13 protein-coding genes are annotated in these 19,257 nt (G+C 38.0%); 1 reads left to right on the forward strand and 12 read right to left on the reverse strand.

Going from position 1 to position 19,257, the window contains the following annotated elements:
- Positions 1-25 precede the first annotated feature (25 nt).
- From D1164_RS23965 to pdxR, 11 genes are all read right to left on the reverse strand, one after another.
- Positions 26-196 (reverse strand): hypothetical protein, encoded by a 171-nt coding sequence (locus tag D1164_RS23965; protein ID WP_206610976.1) that lies wholly within the window; start codon positions 194-196, stop codon positions 26-28.
- A 3-nt stretch (positions 197-199) separates the two neighbouring features.
- Positions 200-1,969: an FG-GAP-like repeat-containing protein gene (locus D1164_RS10080; RefSeq protein ID WP_206610977.1), complete on the reverse strand. Its 1,770-nt coding sequence runs from the start codon at positions 1,967-1,969 to the stop codon at positions 200-202.
- Positions 1,970-1,980: 11 nt separating this feature from the next.
- Positions 1,981-3,399, reverse strand: coding sequence for a sulfatase (locus D1164_RS10085; protein WP_119349841.1), 1,419 nt, complete (start codon positions 3,397-3,399; stop codon positions 1,981-1,983).
- Between the two features lie 10 nt (positions 3,400-3,409).
- Positions 3,410-4,846, reverse strand: coding sequence for a sulfatase (locus D1164_RS10090; RefSeq protein WP_172594412.1), 1,437 nt, complete (start codon positions 4,844-4,846; stop codon positions 3,410-3,412).
- Positions 4,847-4,890: 44 nt separating this feature from the next.
- Entirely contained in the window at positions 4,891-6,402 is a 1,512-nt protein-coding gene (locus tag D1164_RS10095) for an arylsulfatase (RefSeq protein ID WP_172594413.1), read from the reverse strand.
- A gap of 25 nt (positions 6,403-6,427) precedes the next feature.
- The gene (locus D1164_RS10100) at positions 6,428-7,966 is read right to left on the reverse strand and encodes a sulfatase family protein (RefSeq protein ID WP_206610978.1); all 1,539 of its coding nucleotides are present in this window, start codon (positions 7,964-7,966) and stop codon (positions 6,428-6,430) included.
- A gap of 399 nt (positions 7,967-8,365) precedes the next feature.
- Entirely contained in the window at positions 8,366-10,051 is a 1,686-nt protein-coding gene (locus tag D1164_RS10105) for a SusD/RagB family nutrient-binding outer membrane lipoprotein (protein WP_119349844.1), read from the reverse strand.
- A gap of 11 nt (positions 10,052-10,062) precedes the next feature.
- The gene (locus D1164_RS10110) at positions 10,063-13,584 is read right to left on the reverse strand and encodes a SusC/RagA family TonB-linked outer membrane protein (protein ID WP_172594414.1); all 3,522 of its coding nucleotides are present in this window, start codon (positions 13,582-13,584) and stop codon (positions 10,063-10,065) included.
- 163 nt (positions 13,585-13,747) lie between these two features.
- Positions 13,748-14,863 (reverse strand): FecR family protein, encoded by a 1,116-nt coding sequence (locus D1164_RS10115; protein ID WP_119349846.1) that lies wholly within the window; start codon positions 14,861-14,863, stop codon positions 13,748-13,750.
- A 73-nt stretch (positions 14,864-14,936) separates the two neighbouring features.
- Complete coding sequence (locus tag D1164_RS10120) at positions 14,937-15,557, reverse strand: RNA polymerase sigma factor (RefSeq protein WP_172594415.1); 621 nt, start codon at positions 15,555-15,557, stop codon at positions 14,937-14,939.
- A 247-nt stretch (positions 15,558-15,804) separates the two neighbouring features.
- Positions 15,805-17,217, reverse strand: a complete 1,413-nt coding sequence (gene pdxR, locus D1164_RS10125; RefSeq protein ID WP_119349848.1) for a MocR-like pyridoxine biosynthesis transcription factor PdxR — start codon at positions 17,215-17,217, stop codon at positions 15,805-15,807.
- Between the two features lie 104 nt (positions 17,218-17,321).
- Here pdxR and D1164_RS10130 point away from each other — a divergent pair, with 104 nt between their 5' ends.
- Positions 17,322-17,789: a pyridoxamine 5'-phosphate oxidase family protein gene (locus D1164_RS10130; protein ID WP_206610979.1), complete on the forward strand. Its 468-nt coding sequence runs from the start codon at positions 17,322-17,324 to the stop codon at positions 17,787-17,789.
- A gap of 274 nt (positions 17,790-18,063) precedes the next feature.
- Here the strand turns inward: D1164_RS10130 and D1164_RS10135 are convergent, their stop codons facing one another.
- A complete protein-coding gene (locus D1164_RS10135) occupies positions 18,064-19,176 on the reverse strand; it encodes an acyltransferase family protein (protein ID WP_119349850.1) in 1,113 nt (370 codons plus the stop codon).
- Positions 19,177-19,257: the final 81 nt, after the last annotated feature.

Genomic DNA, 19,257 nt, shown 5'->3' on the forward strand with positions numbered 1-19,257 from the left:
AATACAGACTCTCATAACAATAATTTTATTCGTTTTCCAAATAATAGAAATGTCCGTCTTCAGCTCCGAAAAGCAAATCAGGCTTTCCGTTTTTATTCCAGTCAACAATGGTCGGGCTGGTAGTGTGTCCCGCGAGCGAAATACCAGAAAGGTCACCTTGACATTTGAAATACACCTTCTCATTTTCACTTCCCATATTTTAAAAAAATTCAACATTTTTACTGTTGGCCAATAAATCAATTTTCCCGTCTCCATCCCAGTCAGTCAGACAAATTTTTCGCCTTCCGCTACTGCCTGCTTCTCTTTCTGACAAACGCAGTAACGCATTATTGTCAGCATCCATAAATATGCGTTTACCTGGTTTTAAATACAATTTCCCATTTTTTCTAAAACGTTTGTAGAATGCCAGATATCCCTCATGATCCAGCATGATCAAATCCATTAGTCCATCATCATTCCAATCAATTGCAAAAGGTGTTGTACGCCACTGAGTTACTAATTCTTCATATTTCGGATTCCACCAGTTCCACGATGGTTTTTTTACTTCTCCCCCTTCCCAGTCAATTTTCACGCTCCTCCTTTTTGCAAGTTTGGGTGTCCCCCTTACTCCAATATTTTTATACCATTCAATTTTTCCCCAAATGGAATTAACTATGATATCTTTTAACCCGTCGCCATCCCAGTCAGCTACAGACAACGTTGTATAACCCCATTTTTTTTCGGCTGGTCCTTGTATTGACCCCTTTTCTCCGGCCATTATCCGAATTAACTCGCCATCGGCTTCAAGGTAAACGGGGTTATTCCATTCGAGTTGATTTTCACCACCAAGATTTTCTATAAATCCTATATATCCTGCTGAATTTCCGCAAATAAGATCTTCATCACCATCGTCATCCCAATCAACACTAAAAGGTGTTGCCAAAACTCCAAATTTCACATATCCGGCCTGCTGTTTCAAATACACCGGGGACTCAAATTGAGGCATATTTCTTTTTCTTTCTCCGGTATTTCTTAATAATGCCACCCGCCCATCTTCCTTACCAACAACCAAATCCCAGTTACCATCGTTATCCCAATCAAAGGCAACGGGCGATATCATTTGCAGATCGAAATGAATTATGCCATCATCATTTTCAAGAAACCGTCCTTCTGCAAATTCAGGTTTTTCCCGCGTGCCAACATTTTCAAACCAGGTTAACCTGTCGATAAACTCACCACAAATCAGATCCAAATCACCATCTCCGTCAAAATCTTCCATGTTGGGAGTTGACATGCCATAAACATCAATAGTTTTGCCTCCTGCCTTGAGCTTCCCTGACAATTTATATTCTCCATTTACATTTTCAATAAGAATAACATACCCATGAAGTTTGCCTTTCGTCCATTCACCCTTTAAATTAAAGGCATTATCCCATCCATAATCCGACCAGTCATCTACTCCCACTATTATGTCTAAATCGCCATCATCTTCGTAATCCACATATTTCCACTGGCTGGTACGTTTTCTTTTTGATAAGGAATGAATTATTCCGGCATTAAAAATTCCTTCAGCTCGTTTTAAAATTCTTCCCTTAAAATTAATGTATTCAGTTCCGGGACCTAAAACCCTTGGTTCATTGTTGGAATAGGACGCCTGAATATGCACTGGTCCATCTCCTATCCTCACAGGTCGCTCAAAAACAGGTTTTTTATTATCATTTAAATTTTTAAAAAAATAGAGTCCATTATATACGCCGCGGGCAGCACTCGAAACAACAATATCAATTTTCCCATCATCGTCAAAATCCATTGGCATTGGCAATGCCCAAAGACCGACCCCCAAGTCAACCTCAAGTTCGGGATTGTTGTATTCCAGGCGAACTATCTCTCCAAGTTCATACAAAGTATTTTGTTGGGCAATCAGTTTTGGTGGTAATAGAATAATTAAAATAAACAGAATTTGTATTTTACTTTTTCCAGGTAATTTCATAGGGTTTATTTTTATTTCCAATTTGGGTGTTTATTTATATCGGGCATTTGGGCGCCAGTCTCTTCCCTCCATTTATTCAATTGGTTAGCCAGTTCCATTGTTTTCTCAGGATAATCGGCAGCAAGATTGTCTGTTTCTCCTTGGTCTGTTCCCAAATTATACAATTCAAAAGATGTTTCTTCATCACCTAACAAGCTCTTCTCGTACCATTCAATAAGCTTCCAGGTTCCACTTCTTATGGCACCTGCCGGAGCCATCCCTGAGCCAAGGTGATAGTGCGGATAATGCCAGTAAACCGTTTGGTGGATTCCGGTTTCCGATTTTTTTAAAACCGGCACCATACTTTTCCCATCAATATTTTCGGTTATAGTGTGTTCAATTCCGGCCATTTCAAGAAATGTCGGAAAAAAGTCATTGGATATCACCATTGATTCTGATTTGGAGTCAGGCGTCACTACACCTTTCCATTTCACAATCAGTGGTTCCCTGATACCTCCCTCGTATAACCAGCCCTTGCCTAACCTGAAAGGAGTTTGGGTGGCATACCTGTGTTTTCCCCCATTGTCGGCAAAAAAAATAACAATAGTATTGTTTTCCAATCCAAGCTTTTTTACCTTTTCGAGAATCTCTCCGCAACTGTTGTCAAGTCGTTCTATCATGGCAGCTAAAACAGGATGATTTTCCGGTTTGGAAGATGCCTGCATATTTTCATATTTACGAATAGTTTCAGCACGTTCTTTGAGCGGATCGTGAATGGTGTTGTGTGAAACAAACAGAAAAAATGGTTTTTTCGTATTACGTTCCATAAAATTGAGCGACAGATTGGTGATGGTATCTACGTTGTGAGCGTCCGTATCAGCATCCTGCCAGGGTTGTGCCAAATCCCCGGAAGGTTTATAAGTCACAAAATATTCATCAAAACCCTGCTTGTCGGGGTTAAATGGTAAACTTTCCGGCGGTGTTTTTTCAGGACTCAAATGCCATTTCCCAAAATGTGCTGTTCTGTAACCATGTTCTTTTAAAACTTCAGCAAAAGTGACTTCCTCCAACGGTAAAAATTTTTGCCATCCGGGCTGACTTAAACGGTAATCATCATTAATATTTCCTGCTATAAAATCGGTTAAATGTAAACGGGCCGGGTATTTTCCGGTCATAATGCTGGCGCGTGTCGGAGAACATACGGCTGCAGCGGCATAGGCATTTGTGAAAAGCATACCTTCGGATGCCAGCTTGTCAATGTTGGGGGTCTGGTAATAATTACTTCCATAACAGCCAAGTTGCGCACATCCCATATCGTCAGCCAGTATGAAAATGATATTGGGATAATTCTGTGTTGCTTCATTCTTCTTGCATGCGCCGGTAAAAACAAATGTAAAACCTACGGCAAACAGAGAAAATCTCACTATATCTCTCATCTTATGATTGCCCATCTGTTAATTATTATTTATTTAAAACAACAGGAATAGGTGCATTAACCTCATTCACCCAGGAATGTAACTGTTTAAGCAACCTGAGAGCCATTCTGGTTTTTACGGAAGACAAATCGTCTTGTTCTGAAATGTCGTCTTTCAGGTTAAACAACTCATAACGTTCATATTCATAGTAATAAATCAATTTCCAATCGCCGGAAATAATGGTTGTGGAAGGTACCGCCCTCCAGTAGTTTTCTGCTCCAGTAAAGGAAGGTAACACCGCATCCTTTCGTCCTCCAAGGTATAGGGGAAAATGAAAAAACAGGGGCCGTTCCCTGTCAAACGATCTCCCGGTTAACACAGGGAGAATCGATTTTCCGTCAACCGGTTGATTTTTGGGAAGAGCGGCTGAGGCAATTTCAGCAAAGGTGGGCATAAAATCAACGCCGTTGACAGGAATCTCGGTTTCAGAATCTGGTTGAACTAAACCGGGCCATTTGATACACAACGGCACCCTAATTCCGCCTTCATAAAACGTTCCTTTTCCCGCACGCAACGGGTAATTGGAGGTAATCCTTGAAAGCCCGCCATTATCAGAAGTAAAAATAACAACGGTGTTTTCTTCCAGTCCGGATTCTTCGAGCTTCTTTAAAAACCTGCCTACACTCAAATCAATCTGCTCAATTTCTGCAGCATAAACCGGGTCAAAATTCTTACCACTCCGCCTTTTTAATTTTTCAATAAAATAATCTACCCGCTCTTGCTGTGCTGCAATTGGAGTATGCACTTCCCAATGACTGAGGTAAAGAAAAAACGGGTTGTTTTTATTTTCGTCAATAAAATTGAGCGCGGCATCAGTTAATCTTTCTGCCACATGCACATCATCGTAATAACGTTCTTCAGTGCCACCGAAATTGGAAAAATTACCAATTTCTCCCTCAGCAGAAACCACATCGAATCCCTGGTTGTCGTCGCCAATATGCCATTTCCCTAACCTGGCGGAAATATAACCCGATTTACTTAATACCTCGGCCAGCGATTCAAATTCAGGTGAAACATTATTGATACTTACCGGAAACGTGTTAAAAGTAGAATTTTGGTTTTGAGTGGGTACTTTAAACCGCATTTGGGAAACATCGCCGCCTCTAGCCACCCCTTGCGGAATATAAACATGGTGGCGTGGTGAATACATGCCGGTCAATAAACTGGCCCTTGACGGTGCACAGTTGGCGGCAGAAGGGTAAAACCGGTTGAAAACCATTCCGTCAGCCGCCAGTTTGTCGATGTTCGGGGTTTCATAGAAATCTGCCCCATTGTAACCAACATCAGACCACCCCAAGTCATCGGCAATAATAACAACTATATTGGGCTTTTCTTTCACTGAACCGGTAACCGATGAGACAAACAAGGTTGTCCCCAGTATAACCGATAAAATGACATGTTGCATAATCTTGATTTCATTCATTTTCAAACCGATAAAATACCTCATCCGATTGTCTGCCTTTATAATTAAAACAACGCTACATTTTCAGGCCGTTTACGAATATTCCTCTCTTGAAGCCGTTTGGTAAATTCTGCTTCGGTTTCTCCGGGACTTGGCCACACATCGCTGGGTTTATGTGATTTTTTCATCACTCCTTTCATCTCCTTTACAATACAGGGGAAACTGTTGCTCAGATCGTTCATTTGCTGGGGATCGGCAATCAGGTCATAAAGTTCTACCTTTTTACCATTTTTCTTGTGCGCATACCATTTACTTTTTCTTACTGCCTGGTTCTGGTTATATTCCCAATATAAATAATCATGTTTTACCTGTTCCCCTTCTCCTTTGAGAGTTGGGAGAATTGATATTCCATCGGTGTATACTGGAAGTTTCACACCTGTAATTTCGGCCACAGTCGGCATAAAATCCCAGAATGCCCAGATATGGTCACTAACCCGACCGGGTTTAATGTTTCCTGGCCAGCGGACCATGGCAGGAATACGGAAAGAACCATCATAAGTGCCCCCTTTTTCTCCACGGGTTGGCGCATCAAGATTGAATAAGTCTTTTCTGGTTGGAGATTCATTCTCATCCAGATAACGCTTTTCTTGACCATAAGTATTACCATTGTCTGATGCAAAAAAGATAATAGTATTATCGTCTAATTCTAATTCTTCGAGGAGTTTAAAAAGTTTACCTACTTCCTTGTCCATGCGTGTAATCATGGCTGCCCACTCTTTGTGCTGAATGGGCCAGTCTTTGTCCTTATATTCTCCCAGATAAGGAACAATTAATGGACCATGAGGAATGGTATAAGCCAGGTAAAGGAAAAAAGGGGTCTCATGGTTTTCTCGAACAAAATCAAGCGATCTTTTGCAGTATTCGTCAAATGAATTGGTCACTTTGTAAGGATTATTTACGATTCCGTTCGGCAAACATTTTCCATTTTCATCGTATAAACTTGCCCGTGAATAGTTTTCCTTTTTATAGTGAAAATTATTTTCCGGGTAATAGACCCTTTCCCGGTTATGGTATAAAAACTCCGGATAATAAGTGTGTGCCTGCCTTTGGTTAAGGTAGCCGAAAAACTCATCGAAGCCCATATTATTGGGTATACCGGGCTGGTTATGCAAGGCAAGTCCCCATTTGCCAAACAGGCCTGTTTTATAACCTGCTTGTTGTAACAGCATAGCAACGGTAAAATCCTCATTCTGCAGCGATTCACGATACCCTTTGTACATATTTCCCCGCACACGGGCATGCCCCTGATGCTTTCCTTCCATCAGCGACGACCGGGACGGTGCACATACAGAACTGCCCGCGTAAGCGTTGGTAAACTTTATCCCTTCATTCGCTATCCGGTCAATATTTGGTGTTTTAATCTTTTGCTGTCCATAAGCTCCGGTATCACCCCAATTTAAATCATCGCTGAGGATAAAAATAATATTTGGTAAATTCCTATTATTAGCCTGCGTTTTATAGCAACTACAAAAAAATAAAGAAGCAATAGAAACAAAACTTATAATCAGTGTTTTCATTCTTTTAGTATTCATTTAAGATACGTTATTTTGTTTGCTTGTAATACTCTCTGTTTACCTGAACTTCGTCTAATAATGGATCGTTTATACACTTCATTTGCTCAATTATCTTTTGATGCAAAAAATCAACAACTTCCTGTATCTCCTCGCCTGAATGGTTTATTAAATTAATATTCTCCTCAGGGTCTAGTGCAATGTGATATAACTCATCCCGGCCAGGATCCATAAAATCACGTACCAGTTTCCAATCCTGGTTCCGATAACTTCTTAAAAATGCTGTGGCGTAGTTTATCATGCTGTACTCCGAATAAAAATTATTATCCCAATTGGATACATTTTCTCCTTTAATTAATGGGAGAAGACTTCTTCCTCTCACAATATGCTCCTTATGATAGGGTTGCTCAACTCCAGCTATTTCAACTATTGTAGGATAAAGATCAAGTGATGAGACTGTATTTTCGATGACAGTTCCCGGCTTAACCACTCCTTCCCAATAAATAAATGCGGGAACCTTTAGTGAGTTATCATATAAATTTGGGCGGTATCCTCTTTTAATATTTTCGGTATGATAGGGTTTCGTTTTTGTTATCCACTTACCGTTTCCTTTGTGCTCAATTCCATTATGTCCCATATTGTATCCATGATCGGAAAAAAATATTATTACTGTATTTTCAAGTAATCCAAGTTCTTCCAAAGCATTGATGACGTGGCCTAAATTCCTATCCATCCCCTTGGTACTAGCCAGATATTCCAGCATACGCCTTTTTGTCTTTTCAGTATCCAGATCCGGATATCCGGGATTCGGAAGAATGGGGTCCATATTTTCGAAAGGAGCCCAGTCTGATTCTGATACGGGTAACCATTTAGTATGTGGAGCACGGGTATTCAGACATAATAAAAAATTATCATCTGCATTCTCTTTTATAAATTTTATGGCATAATCAGCTAAAATATCGGTTGTAAATCCCTTTAGTTTTTTTAATTCTCCTTCTAGCTCCAATTCCGGATCAACCGGGGACACTCCACCACCGGTGAGTCCCATAAAATAATCAAATCCATGGTTTGTAGGATGGTATTTTTTTTCACCATTTGCTGTCCAGTCTCCCAAATGCCATTTTCCAACCAAACCGGTTTTGTATCCTGCCTTTTGTAAAACTTCAGCGAAAGTAACACTTTCAGGATCCAAGCCAGCATTATAAGTGGGGTCATAAGTTAGAGAACTATGTGTTGGACTTACAATAAAATCGAAAATACCGTATTCACTTGCATAACGGCTGGTCATTATACTTACCCTGGAAGGACTACAAACCGGTGTGGTGGTAAAAGCATTTCGAAAAATCGCCCCTTTTTTTGCCAATTTATCCATGTTGGGGGTATTGGCATTTGGATCTCCGGAAGCACCAAATGCCCATGAAGCTTGATCATCTGTTAAAATGAAAAGTATATTTGTTTTGTTGTTTAATCCAGCGTAAGAATCAATAGTGAGGACAATGCAAAACAACAAAAATATCACAAATAAAAATCTATCGATCAATACATAAGACACAAAGTTCATCCTTTCCATTTTTGTAATGAATTATATATTATTCAAATCTCAGAAACCGGGGAATCCCATCCACCATCTTATTCATATATCAATATTGTTATTAAAAACTTTAGCAGGTATTAAAATCACAAACAGGAAGAGTCCCTGCTTTCATTAATTCATGAGCAGGATTATTATCAGCCAATGTTTTCTTCTGAAAGAATAATCAAAATTATTAGAACACTTATTTATCAACTCACTAAGATTCTTTGAAATATAAGTACAATTAATCTTATTCAATTAATATAAAACCTAAAAAATAAACCCAGTAGAGTGCCTAAGTAAAAGCAAAGCCGAAATTTTCCAGACTTTAAAAGACCTGAGTTCCGGCTTTGTCTAAATATTTATTATCAAGTGTTTATTAATCTTGCCTTTTCTTTAATAAGGTTTCCCTGTATTTTGAATCAACCATATTTTTGAATATGGATGATCTTTACTTTGTCCGCCAGGCACATAAATAGTAGATTCCAATTTTCCTACTGCAACATCGTAGTTCACCAAATACTTTTCGTCTTGATTTGGTTCAGGATACATAAACCGAACTGGAAGTGCTGGTCCAAATTCGGCCACAGGACCTGCTTCAAGTGCCGGATAGCCTGTTCTCCTCCAATCAAACCAGGCTTCAACATTAAACCAGAGTGATATCCATTTTTGTTCAATTATCCGTTCCTGCTTATCTGGAGCTGTATCAATATCCACTTTGTCGTTGGAAAAATAATCTTCAAAACTAAATCCATTCACTCCGTCAGAAATTCCCCAATAGTTCAGGGAAGCAACCACTCCATTTCTGTAATGTTCTGAAGTACTCCCACTTATTGAAAAATCTCCAAGTATTGATGCCTCGGCAAGTAGAAACTCTACTTCACTATAAGATATCAGGTTCATCTTGAGGTATTCTTCTGTATTTTTCCGAAAACGTTCATGTAAGAACGAAATGTATGGGCTCATTTCCGAATGGTAAGAGCCTGTATCATCGCCCTTATTAAAATTCAAAGCATCCTGGGCAGCTAGTCCCATCGGTAATCCTACATATAATGAAGTATCAACGTTACTTTGGGCTGATAAGGGGCGAAATTTCACATCGTACATTTCTCCAAATAAATTCGCAATTGATTTATCTGACATCTCTGTAACTTCAGAATCCCACTTGTATTGTACCGGCGTAATCCAGCGATGGAGACGTGGATCATTCAACGATTTCAGTTTATTTACTATTGTAGCACAAGGTTTGGTCCTAAACGGAGGATTTGACTCATTTAATGGTCCCCCCGAAAATGAATTAGTCCATGTTGTACCTAAATATTTAATTTCAGCATTGTCACTATTGTCGGTGAATGTGAAGGATGCAGCATCACTAAACTCAGATAAAATATTTATCCCAGCATCACTCATTTCATTTTTTTTATGATAAAGCCTCATACAATATCTTAATCGAAGGGCATTATTGAATTTTCTCCACTTTACAGGGTCACCTCCATACAAAACATCAGAATTCGGAGCAATTAAAAAATCATTAATGCCAGGATTGGCAAACAGTTCATCAGCTTTTTTTAGATCTTCCAAAACTCCTTTATAAATATCCTTTTGCTCATCGTACTTTGGGAAGTACAGTTCATTATCAGCCTCTAAACTTTCAGAGTATGGGCAATCTCCAAAAAGATCTGTCACAGTTCCGAAAAGAAATGCTCTTAATGTAAGTGAAATCGCTTCAAACATCAGATTTTCATCTTTTATCGCATCCTCATTTATTATTTCCACATTTCGTAATAAATTATAGAAATTTGCCCATGATCCTCGATCCCAATTGTAATGATTAATTCTATATGACTGGAATTCGGTCCCCTGCTGAATATATTGCATTGCACCGGCAACATTTGAGTTCCAATCACCCATGCTGCTGTAAGTTTTTGCTGTATTTGTCAAAACATAGGTTAAAATATAGTTTGAAGATACTTCCTCAGGATTATTAGGGTCCTGATTAAGTTCTGTAAGATCAAGACATGAGAAAAGTGGTATAAACATTATTATTGTCAATATATACAAGCTTGTTTTTATGATTTTCATATTCGTAGATTTTAAAATTCAACATTAAGCTTAATTCCCAGCGTTCCTATCCACGGCATTACATTATAATATTCAACACCCTGATTCCATACTCCGCGTCTGGCTCTGTACGCTCTTTCAGGATCTATATCAAGTCCTGCTGCATTCCATTGAAACATGTTAGTTGCGATGAATGAAACGGAGGAATTTTGAATATGTATTTTCTCGTTTACAGATTTCGGGAACCGGTATGTTAGCGCAATCTCTCTTAGTTTTATATAGGTGGCATCATACAAATTCCGACTTGGAAATGGACGGTTGGCATACCGGTTTGCTCGCATAGGTGTTTGCCACTGTGTTCCCTCTCCTCCAAAATTTTCCACATAAATTTTTTCACCATTTTGTACAATCTCACGTACTCCAACATTAAAACTTGCGTCTTGAAGACGGTTATTATCTGAAGGCCAAGGAAAACCTCCATATTCAGTTGTCCTTCCTCCTACCCATTCACCAAAAAATGCTTCCGGATTTTCTTTAATTTGTTCCTCAATACTCCTGTTTGGATCGTAGGCAATTCCTGAAAAAGTATTATCAAGTACTCCATTATGGTTGAAAAACATCATTGTTCGCGAATAGAATTCACCTCCTTGACTCCAGTCGATATTTGCATACAACGAAAATGATTTGTAACTGAATGAAGGTTGAATACCTATGGCGAAGTCTGGATTAGCATTCCCAATTTTTACTATATTGTTTGGATCATTGTCATTCTGATACCTGCCATTAGAAGTAAGAAGTGGGTATCCATAATATGGAGAACTTTCATCTTTTACGCGCAACATTGGCTGTTCAAAAATATCCCCAATATAACCTCCTTCGTAAGTTCTAAGCATTGCTCCGTCAACAGATGCAAATTCAAAATGCGTTAACCCATCGGCAAGCTCTTTTATTTTAGTCCTGTTTTGTGTAAAATTCAAATTCATATCCCATCTAAACTTACCCGCGATAACCGGCGTAGTCTTTAGTCCAATTTCCCATCCCTTACTTTCAATGAGTCCTGTATTAATCATTTTACTTGTTGCTCCCGATTCAACCGGGAGTGAAATACTTAATACCTGATTTCGGTTTTGCACAATATAATAGGTTGTTTCCAAGCCTAACCGATTTTTCAAAAAGTAAAGATCTGCTCCCACCTCCATCGAGGTAGCCTTTTCTGGTACCAGGTTACTATTTCTGAGAGTTCCTCCCATAAATATTTGTTTAGCTGTCCCCCAGTCTTCGCCTGTGGAGAAATATTGATATAATCTATAAGGTTCAGTATCATTCCCGACCTGTGCTATCCCTCCGCGTAATTTCAGAAATGTAAGCCATTTGGGCATTGTTATCATCTCAGAAATCAACATACTTAATGATGCCGAGGGATAAAAATAGGAGCGATTATCGATGGGTAAAGTACTCGACCAATCATTTCTGGCAGTTAAATCTAAATATACCATGTCTTTAAACCCCAAAGAAGTCATTCCATATAAGCTGTAAATAGCTTTTTCTGACCAGAAACTATTGTAGGTAACACTCCCTGGAACACCATTCGAAATGGTATATAGTCCAGGGATCACTAATTGCGCTGCATCATTTTCAATTGCCTTATAATAAGAATACATTCGATTACTTGCAATAAATGCATCCAAATTCCAAGAATCACCCAAATCTTTTTTATAGTTTAAGCTGATTTCAAAATTGGTTTCTTTCCGATATATATCTGATACATTGTAGCCTCCTGTTTCCTGTCCCATGGTACTAAAAGCTTTCTTTGATTCCCGTCCTTCAGTATACCCATCACGTGTAAATCGGGCCATCAAATTTAACTCCTTCGCTAATTCCCAATCAAATTGAACTTTTGTTGTCAACCGGTCTCGCTTGAAAGATTGTGTATTTTCATGTGCTATAAACCAAGGATTATTTTGTTTTCCTTTGTATTTCAATTGCTGAATACCTTCCTGTCCTTTAACCCAGTAGTCTTTTAAATCCAATATATTAACCTCTGCTCCCCATTCATACAAACTTCGGACTACAGCATTTCTGTCATCTCCATCAATATTTGGTCTATTTCCTGAACCAGACTCCGACCAGTTGAAGTTAGTTGTAATAGTAAAACTGTTTGTTATTTTATAACCCAGATTTAAGTTGATAGACGATCGGTTCAGATCAGTATTAGGTATTACACCAGTATTTCTTAAATCCCCAACAGACAAACGAAAATATCCTTTTTGATAATTTCCATCAATAGCCAAATTATTAGTTGTTGTAAAACCAGTATTGAAAAAGTCTTTAAACCTATCAGGATAAGAGACTAATGGTATTTCCTCTCCATTGCTGTTCCATTGCACCCAGTTTTCACCTGCATCTAACTGAGGCCCCCAACTCGGATTTTCTTCCTGTTGTAGTCTATGTGCACCGTCGTTTCCGGAGCCAAATTTATTTTGAACGGAAACAAAATTATATGGTATTTCAAATGTATTGGTAGTATTAAAAGAAATCCCCAAACCTTGTTTACCTTTATTTCCAGAGCGGGTAGTTATAAGAATCACACCATTACCTGCACGAGAACCATATAAAGCTGCTGCACTCGCTCCTTTTAAAACTGATACACTTTCTATATCATCAGGACTTAAATCACTAATGGCATTTCCTAAATCGGCTCCCTGAAAAAGGTTATTAAGTTGATTTTGTACCGGAATACCATCCACAACAAAAAGTGGTTGATTATCATTATTTAAAGAGGTAGCACCGCGTATAACTATGTTAACAGTGGAGCCTGAGGTTCCGTCCATCTGATTTATCTTTACTCCCGAAACTTTTCCTGCCATGGCATTCAATATATTTCCTTGGCTTGTTTCAGTCAATTCACTTCCTTTAACTTCGCCCACAGAATAGCCCAAGGCTTTCTTGTCGCGTTTCAACCCAAGTGCTGTTACAACTACTTCGTCAATCCCGACCGTTTCTTCTTCCATTCTAACATTAATAGTTGTATGATTTCCAACAATTAATTCCTGCGACTTCATTCCTATAAACGAAAACACCAGAATACCATTTTCAGGAATATCTGTGAGAGCGTATTCTCCGTCCGCATTGGTAACTGTACCTTGTGTTGTGCCCTTCACCACAACAGTTACCCCGGGCAGTGGTTGCCCACCGGAGTCGGTGACTTTGCCGGATACCTTCGCAGGTTGCGCTTCAGATACTACAATTCCTGAGACAGTGGACAATACGATGACTCTGTCAATAATGTAATATTTTACATTTGTGTTTTTAAACAAATCATCTAAAATATTATCGACTTTTTCCTCTCTGTAATTCGCATCCACTTTCCTGGTCAGGTCAATGGCATCACGATTATAAACAAAATCGAACTCACTATTTCCCTTTATCTCGGTAAGTACCTGCTCCACAGTGGCATCTTTTAACGAGATGGTTAATCTGGCCAATTGAGAATAGCTTTCTGATGCCACCAGGTTCAGAATTCCTACAAGGGAGAGAAGTAATGTTAGCTTCATTTTTAATCCAATTTTTTGTACAAAGCAAATAATCTTGACTCGTACATAGAACATTAAGTCTTTTTTCATATTTTTAAATGCTTAATTAATAATTAAGGTTTATACCTTTATTGAACTTATGCAGGGAAGAGGGCAATCTTTCCTGCATTTTGGTTTTATATAGTCATAGTAATTTCCTTGTTTTGTCTTTTGATATGATAATTTTTCTTATTGAAAACGTTTGGTCATCATTTTGCTTTGCATGAACCGACCTCCATTTAATTGGCAATGAAACGCTGAATATTTCCATAATACGATCGATGTTCTGGTCTTCAAAGGTCGCATCAAAATAGTATTCTCCTATAGTTTCATCTTCCAGAACAAATTGCACATTATGTATTTTTTCAAGTCGTTTTAAAATATTTTTGAGTTGTGCATTTTTGAAAACATATCTTCCATTAACCCATCCCGTGTAAATCTCCAAATTATTCGTTTTCGCAATGGCAATGGTATTTTTTTGCCTGTTCAGTTTTCCGGCCTCTCCCGGCGCCATCTCATATTCAACATCCTTAGGATTTCCCTGCCCATCCAACTTTTGGATGGATATACTTCCCTCAATAAGAACTGTTTCTATGTCCTGGTTATCTTCGTATGCATTAATATTAAATGTGGTGCCATAAACCTTTACCTGCATTCCGGAGGTGGTTACCAACATGGGTTTATCCTTGTCCTTTGCCACCTTAAAGAAGCCTTCTCCGGTTAGTTTCACTTCCCTGCACGATGGTTTGTTTAAAATGGGGTACTGTATCGAGCTACCGGAATTTAACCAAATTTCAGAACCATCTGGGAGCACTGCTTTTGTCCTACCTCCGACAGGAGCAGAAACGGTATTGTAGATCCCGGTCAACCGGTCAACTTCATCGTTCTTAAATGATTGTAATTCATTCGTTTTATCAAATAACCAGATGGACGTAATTAACAACGGAATAAACAGGATTGCAGCAACTTTACTCACCCACCTTATTATTTTTCTATGTTGCGGTTTCGGCCTGAGCGTAATTTTGGATTCTTCTATTCCTAATTTTTCCCAGAAGTAATTCAATTCTTCATCGGAAAAGTCTATTCCTTTAAAGTTTAATCCATTTAAAATTGTCCTTGCTTTAACAAATTCGTCTTTGGTAAGGGAAAACTGTTTGATAAATGCTTCCTTCTCTTCTCTGTCAAATGAGTCAAAATCAATTATCGCATTTTGAAATTTTTCATCAGCAAGTAGCTTATCGAAGTCTTTTCTGTATGACATACCCGAATTAAATAAATTCCTTATCTAATTCTATAGAGTGTAAAAGGAGAAAATAGTACTTCAAAAAAATGATTTATTTTTTTAAAAGGAGCAAAAAAAGGTTGAACAACATGATATCCATATCTTCCATATCCTCCTTCGGAACATCCGTTATGCCGACAGAAAGCTTTTGAAAAATTTTAGGCATACTGTTTTTTACGGATTGCTCCTTCATATCAACAATATCCGATATCTCTTTATATGTCAATCGATTATAAAACCTCAGAAAAATAATTTCCCGCTGAATGACAGGTAAGGAGTTCAAATTCTCTATCAATCTTTCCTTTACATTATTTGATATAAACTCTTTATCAATAAATTCATTGGGCTCAAAAATTAAGGCTTTGCTATCTTTTTCAGAAATACTATCTAACGGAGCAGCGTATACCTTAGATTTTGTTGAAGCAAAAAGTCTCCGGCGTAAAGAAATGAATAAATACGCCTTTACATTAGACACCTCACCAAGTCCTTCCCTGTTCTGCCAAATACTGATAAAAAGATCCTGTATCTGATCCCGGACAAAATCGTTAAAAGGAACTAACTTGATGCCATAGGTATACAATTTCGGATAATAAAATTTGAAGATTTCTGAAAACGATTTTTGGTCGCCAGACTTCATCGTTTTCCATAAAATACCTTCATCTGTTTTATTCACCTTTTCCGGCATTTAATTAATTCTTCCTCCTTTTTGAAAATCAAAAGTAAAATTTTATAGTCATATCAGGAAAATCATAACATTAAAAAAGCAACTCAACTCTACTGATATAATTTGTCTGGCTTTATCCCAATCGATACTTATTTTTTTCTAAAAAGCTTTTGTATACTTCTGAATCGCAGGAATACTTTATATCATAATACGCAAAAGTAAAAGACTTGCATTGCTTGGACAAAACACACCCTCACTATAAACACTTACTCAAAACCCGAAGACCTTTTTCCAAATTTTCTTTTGATAAAGAAGCATATCCTAAACGGATTCCAGATATTGATTCATTGAAACTAAACCGTTCAGGAGTATAAAAACCCACTAAATTAGAATGAGCCATTTTTTTGACCTGATACAAATCAACCTCCATTTTCGGTTTTAGCCAAAATGCCAACCCTCCATCAGGCCTTTTATACGTTATTTTATCTTTTAAATAGGTATCCAAAAGAGAGGCAAAATAATCTTTCTTTTCACTATAAAAACCAAGCATTCTTTTACGATGTCTGCGAATATCTCCTGAATCGATTAATTCCAATATAGATTGCTCCATAATATTATCGCCTTGAATATCTATAATCTTCCGTAACTCCCCTACTTTCTTTACAAATGATACTGTACTATAAATGTATCCAATACGAATAGCAGGAGCTATTAATTTACTTAACGTTCCTATATATACATAATTATTTATACCGTCATGCGCAGAAACAGGCATAACGGGGCGCTGCCCAAAATGATACTCATTGTCGTAATCATCCTCGATAATTGTAAAGCCATATTTATTTGAAAGTTCGATTAATTTTAATCTCCTTTCCAAACTGAGTGTAACCGTTGTTGGATATTGATGATGAGGTGTTATATATACGGCTTTTACCAAATGCTTTTTAAGAATATTCTCTATATATTCTGTACAAATACCTTTGTCATCCACAGGGACAGGAACCAAATTAGCTCCCGCATGCCTGAAAGCGTCCCAGGCAGGCCTAAATCCCGGATTCTCAACCATAACAATATCACCTTTTTCCAAAAAGGAATGAGCTGTTAAAAACAACGCCATTTGGCTACCCCTTGTAATACAAATTTGATAGGCAGTAGTACTCATACCTCTATTGAAATTGAGCATTTTAGAAATAGCTTCTCTAAAATTAATATCGCCAAACTCACTGGCAAGATTCATCACTTGCCATTTAGCCTTTTTACTGAATATTCTACGATGCGCCCTTGAAAGTTCATTCACAGGAGCACATGTTGTGTCTGGCAAACCATCATCGAAAAAAATTAAATCATTTCTGAAAATTTCTGTCGTTTGTATCCGTTGCTCACCTTTTGCTTTTACAGGCTTTTTAATGGGCAAATTCATTGAAACAAAAGTCCCTTTTCGTTCAGATGAACTTAACCAACCTTCGGCCAAAAGAATATCAAATGCTTTTACAACAGTATTACGGTTTACCTTCAGCTCTATCGATAATTGGCGAGTGCCCGGGAGTGCTTCGCCTGCCTTCAAAACTCCATTTTTAATATACAGAATAATTTTATCTGCTATTTGAATATAAATGGCTTGAGTACCATTTCTGTCAATTTTCAACTGCATCAACCAAGGTCGTAACATCTGGACTATCTAATTAAATAAAAACTGAACTGCAAATATAGTCCAATCATTCTCTACTTTCGCCTCACATTTATAAACTAAAATATACAGCCATGCAAGGACGAATGAAAAAACATCAATTAAACAGTACAGAAATAAAACAATTATTATGGACTGAAAAAGTAGGTAGACTAGCGACATTAAATTCAGATGGTTTCCCGTATGTTGTTCCGGTACATTTTGCGTTTTATAATGACAAAATTTATATACATGGATTACCCAAAGGACAAAAAGTTGAAAATCTAAAATCGAATCCGCATGTTTGTTTTGAAGTTGATCATATGTCCGGACTCATTATGCATGAAGACCCTTGTCATGTGAATACAGCATACCAAAGTGTGGTTATTATGGGCCTGGCAAAACTAATTGAAGAAGAAAAAGAAATAATTTTAAATCAGATAGTCAATAAATATACCCCAACATTATCAGGGAAAAAACTTCCTGCCAAAATGATAAACGTAACCTCTGTCATTGAAATTAAAATAAAAGAATGTACCGGGAAATATTATGAAAAAACAGGAGCTGTCTCTTAAAAAAGAATCAAATTCTCACCAGGTGCAATTCCTTCGAATTTACCCCTGAAATATCAACTAAATACCCGCTTTTAAGCTCCGAAAAGGTAGAATGGGCAAACGATCAAATAATGTTTGCCCGTATCTACATTTTCAAACCACAACTAAGTAAAATTGTGTGGCTGAGGTATATTTCCAAAATAAAAAGCCTGCAAATCACGCGACTTACAGGCTTTTGGGGCTCTTAAAATCCCCTTCTGTTGGGGTAATGTTTTACAAATAATTGACGCGGCCGCTAAATTTTAATAAATATGCGTTTCCGGTACAAAATCCAGCCGATGCCCCAGCACACAGAACAAAATAACAACGAGAACAACAACGAACCGCCATAATCACCGGCCATGGGTTGAAACCAATTTGTAAATATCCAACCTTTCAAACTTATTATCTCAGCGGATGCTGGAAGGGGAATTTTTATATGCTTTAATGTGTTTGAAAGAAATTCGGCAAAAACATATAAAAACAGGGGGTTCATACCAAAAACCCGAAACGGTGCTATCCAGTTTTTGTATTCCCTGATATCAATTACCCACAGCAGTATCCCAAGCAGAAGCATTGCCAAACCGGAAGAATAAACAACATACGAACTGGTCCAAAGGGGTTTATTAATCGGAAAGGCCACATCCCATATTCTTCCCAAGATGATTCCTGCAATACCAAAAATCATCAGTTTTTTAACCGCGCTCAACTTGTTTTCAGATAAGTCAATCCACCTTCCGGCAATATATCCCAGTAACACGTTAGCTACAGAAGGCAAAGTCGACAGCAAACCTGTCTGGTCGAATATGGCTCCTCTGAACTTCCGCAAGTGATTTGCCCCCAAAACAAATGCATCAAATTTTCCAACAAAATTACCTTCAAGTGAAAATGGATCATCACCGCCGAAAATCGCCAGGATAGCCCAATACCCCAACAAAATTATGGCTGTGGCTAATCTTAAATTGGTGTAGCTTAACCCGAGAACGATAAATGATGCCACACCATAGGCCAGGGCAATCCTGTTCATAACTCCCATAATCCGAAGGTGACTAAAGTCCAGGCTAAAAGAAGCGTAAATACTTATGGAAATACCTATTAAAAAGATAATTACTATTCGCCTCACTATTTTTGCAATCACTTGTTTTGTTAGTACGCTACCGTATTTTTTAAATGAATACCACATCGCCGAGCCCATAATAAACAGGAAAAACGGGAAAACAAGGTCCGTAGGTGTACATCCGTGCCATGGTGAATGTCCCAAAGGGGTATATACATGCTTCCAACTTCCCGGGTTGTTTACAATTATCATAAGGGCGATTGTTAATCCCCGAAATACGTCAAGAGCTACTAATCGTTTCGGATTCTTCATACTATTTACATCGTTACTTTTTAACCGTAAATCATGGAATACGAACCATATTCCAACGTGGTAATTTTTATTTTAACCTGG

This window comes from Mariniphaga sediminis (assembly GCF_003573545.1).
Taxonomy (GTDB): domain Bacteria; phylum Bacteroidota; class Bacteroidia; order Bacteroidales; family Prolixibacteraceae; genus Mariniphaga; species Mariniphaga sediminis.

Excerpts from the sequence above, each read along its gene's own strand:
- D1164_RS23965 (WP_206610976.1), bottom strand. The coding sequence starts at position 196 with ATGGGAAGTGAAAATGAGAAGGTGTATTTCAAATGTCAAGGTGACCTT.
- D1164_RS10080 (WP_206610977.1), bottom strand. The coding sequence starts at position 1,969 with ATGAAATTACCTGGAAAAAGTAAAATACAAATTCTGTTTATTTTAATT.
- D1164_RS10085 (WP_119349841.1), bottom strand. The coding sequence starts at position 3,399 with ATGGGCAATCATAAGATGAGAGATATAGTGAGATTTTCTCTGTTTGCC.
- D1164_RS10090 (WP_172594412.1), bottom strand. The coding sequence starts at position 4,846 with ATGAATGAAATCAAGATTATGCAACATGTCATTTTATCGGTTATACTG.
- D1164_RS10095 (WP_172594413.1), bottom strand. The coding sequence starts at position 6,402 with ATGAAAACACTGATTATAAGTTTTGTTTCTATTGCTTCTTTATTTTTT.
- D1164_RS10100 (WP_206610978.1), bottom strand. The coding sequence starts at position 7,966 with ATGGAAAGGATGAACTTTGTGTCTTATGTATTGATCGATAGATTTTTA.
- D1164_RS10105 (WP_119349844.1), bottom strand. The coding sequence starts at position 10,051 with ATGAAAATCATAAAAACAAGCTTGTATATATTGACAATAATAATGTTT.
- D1164_RS10110 (WP_172594414.1), bottom strand. The coding sequence starts at position 13,584 with ATGAAGCTAACATTACTTCTCTCCCTTGTAGGAATTCTGAACCTGGTG.
- D1164_RS10115 (WP_119349846.1), bottom strand. The coding sequence starts at position 14,863 with ATGTCATACAGAAAAGACTTCGATAAGCTACTTGCTGATGAAAAATTT.
- pdxR (WP_119349848.1), bottom strand. The coding sequence starts at position 17,217 with ATGTTACGACCTTGGTTGATGCAGTTGAAAATTGACAGAAATGGTACT.
- D1164_RS10130 (WP_206610979.1), top strand. The coding sequence starts at position 17,322 with ATGAAAAAACATCAATTAAACAGTACAGAAATAAAACAATTATTATGG.
- D1164_RS10135 (WP_119349850.1), bottom strand. The coding sequence starts at position 19,176 with ATGAAGAATCCGAAACGATTAGTAGCTCTTGACGTATTTCGGGGATTA.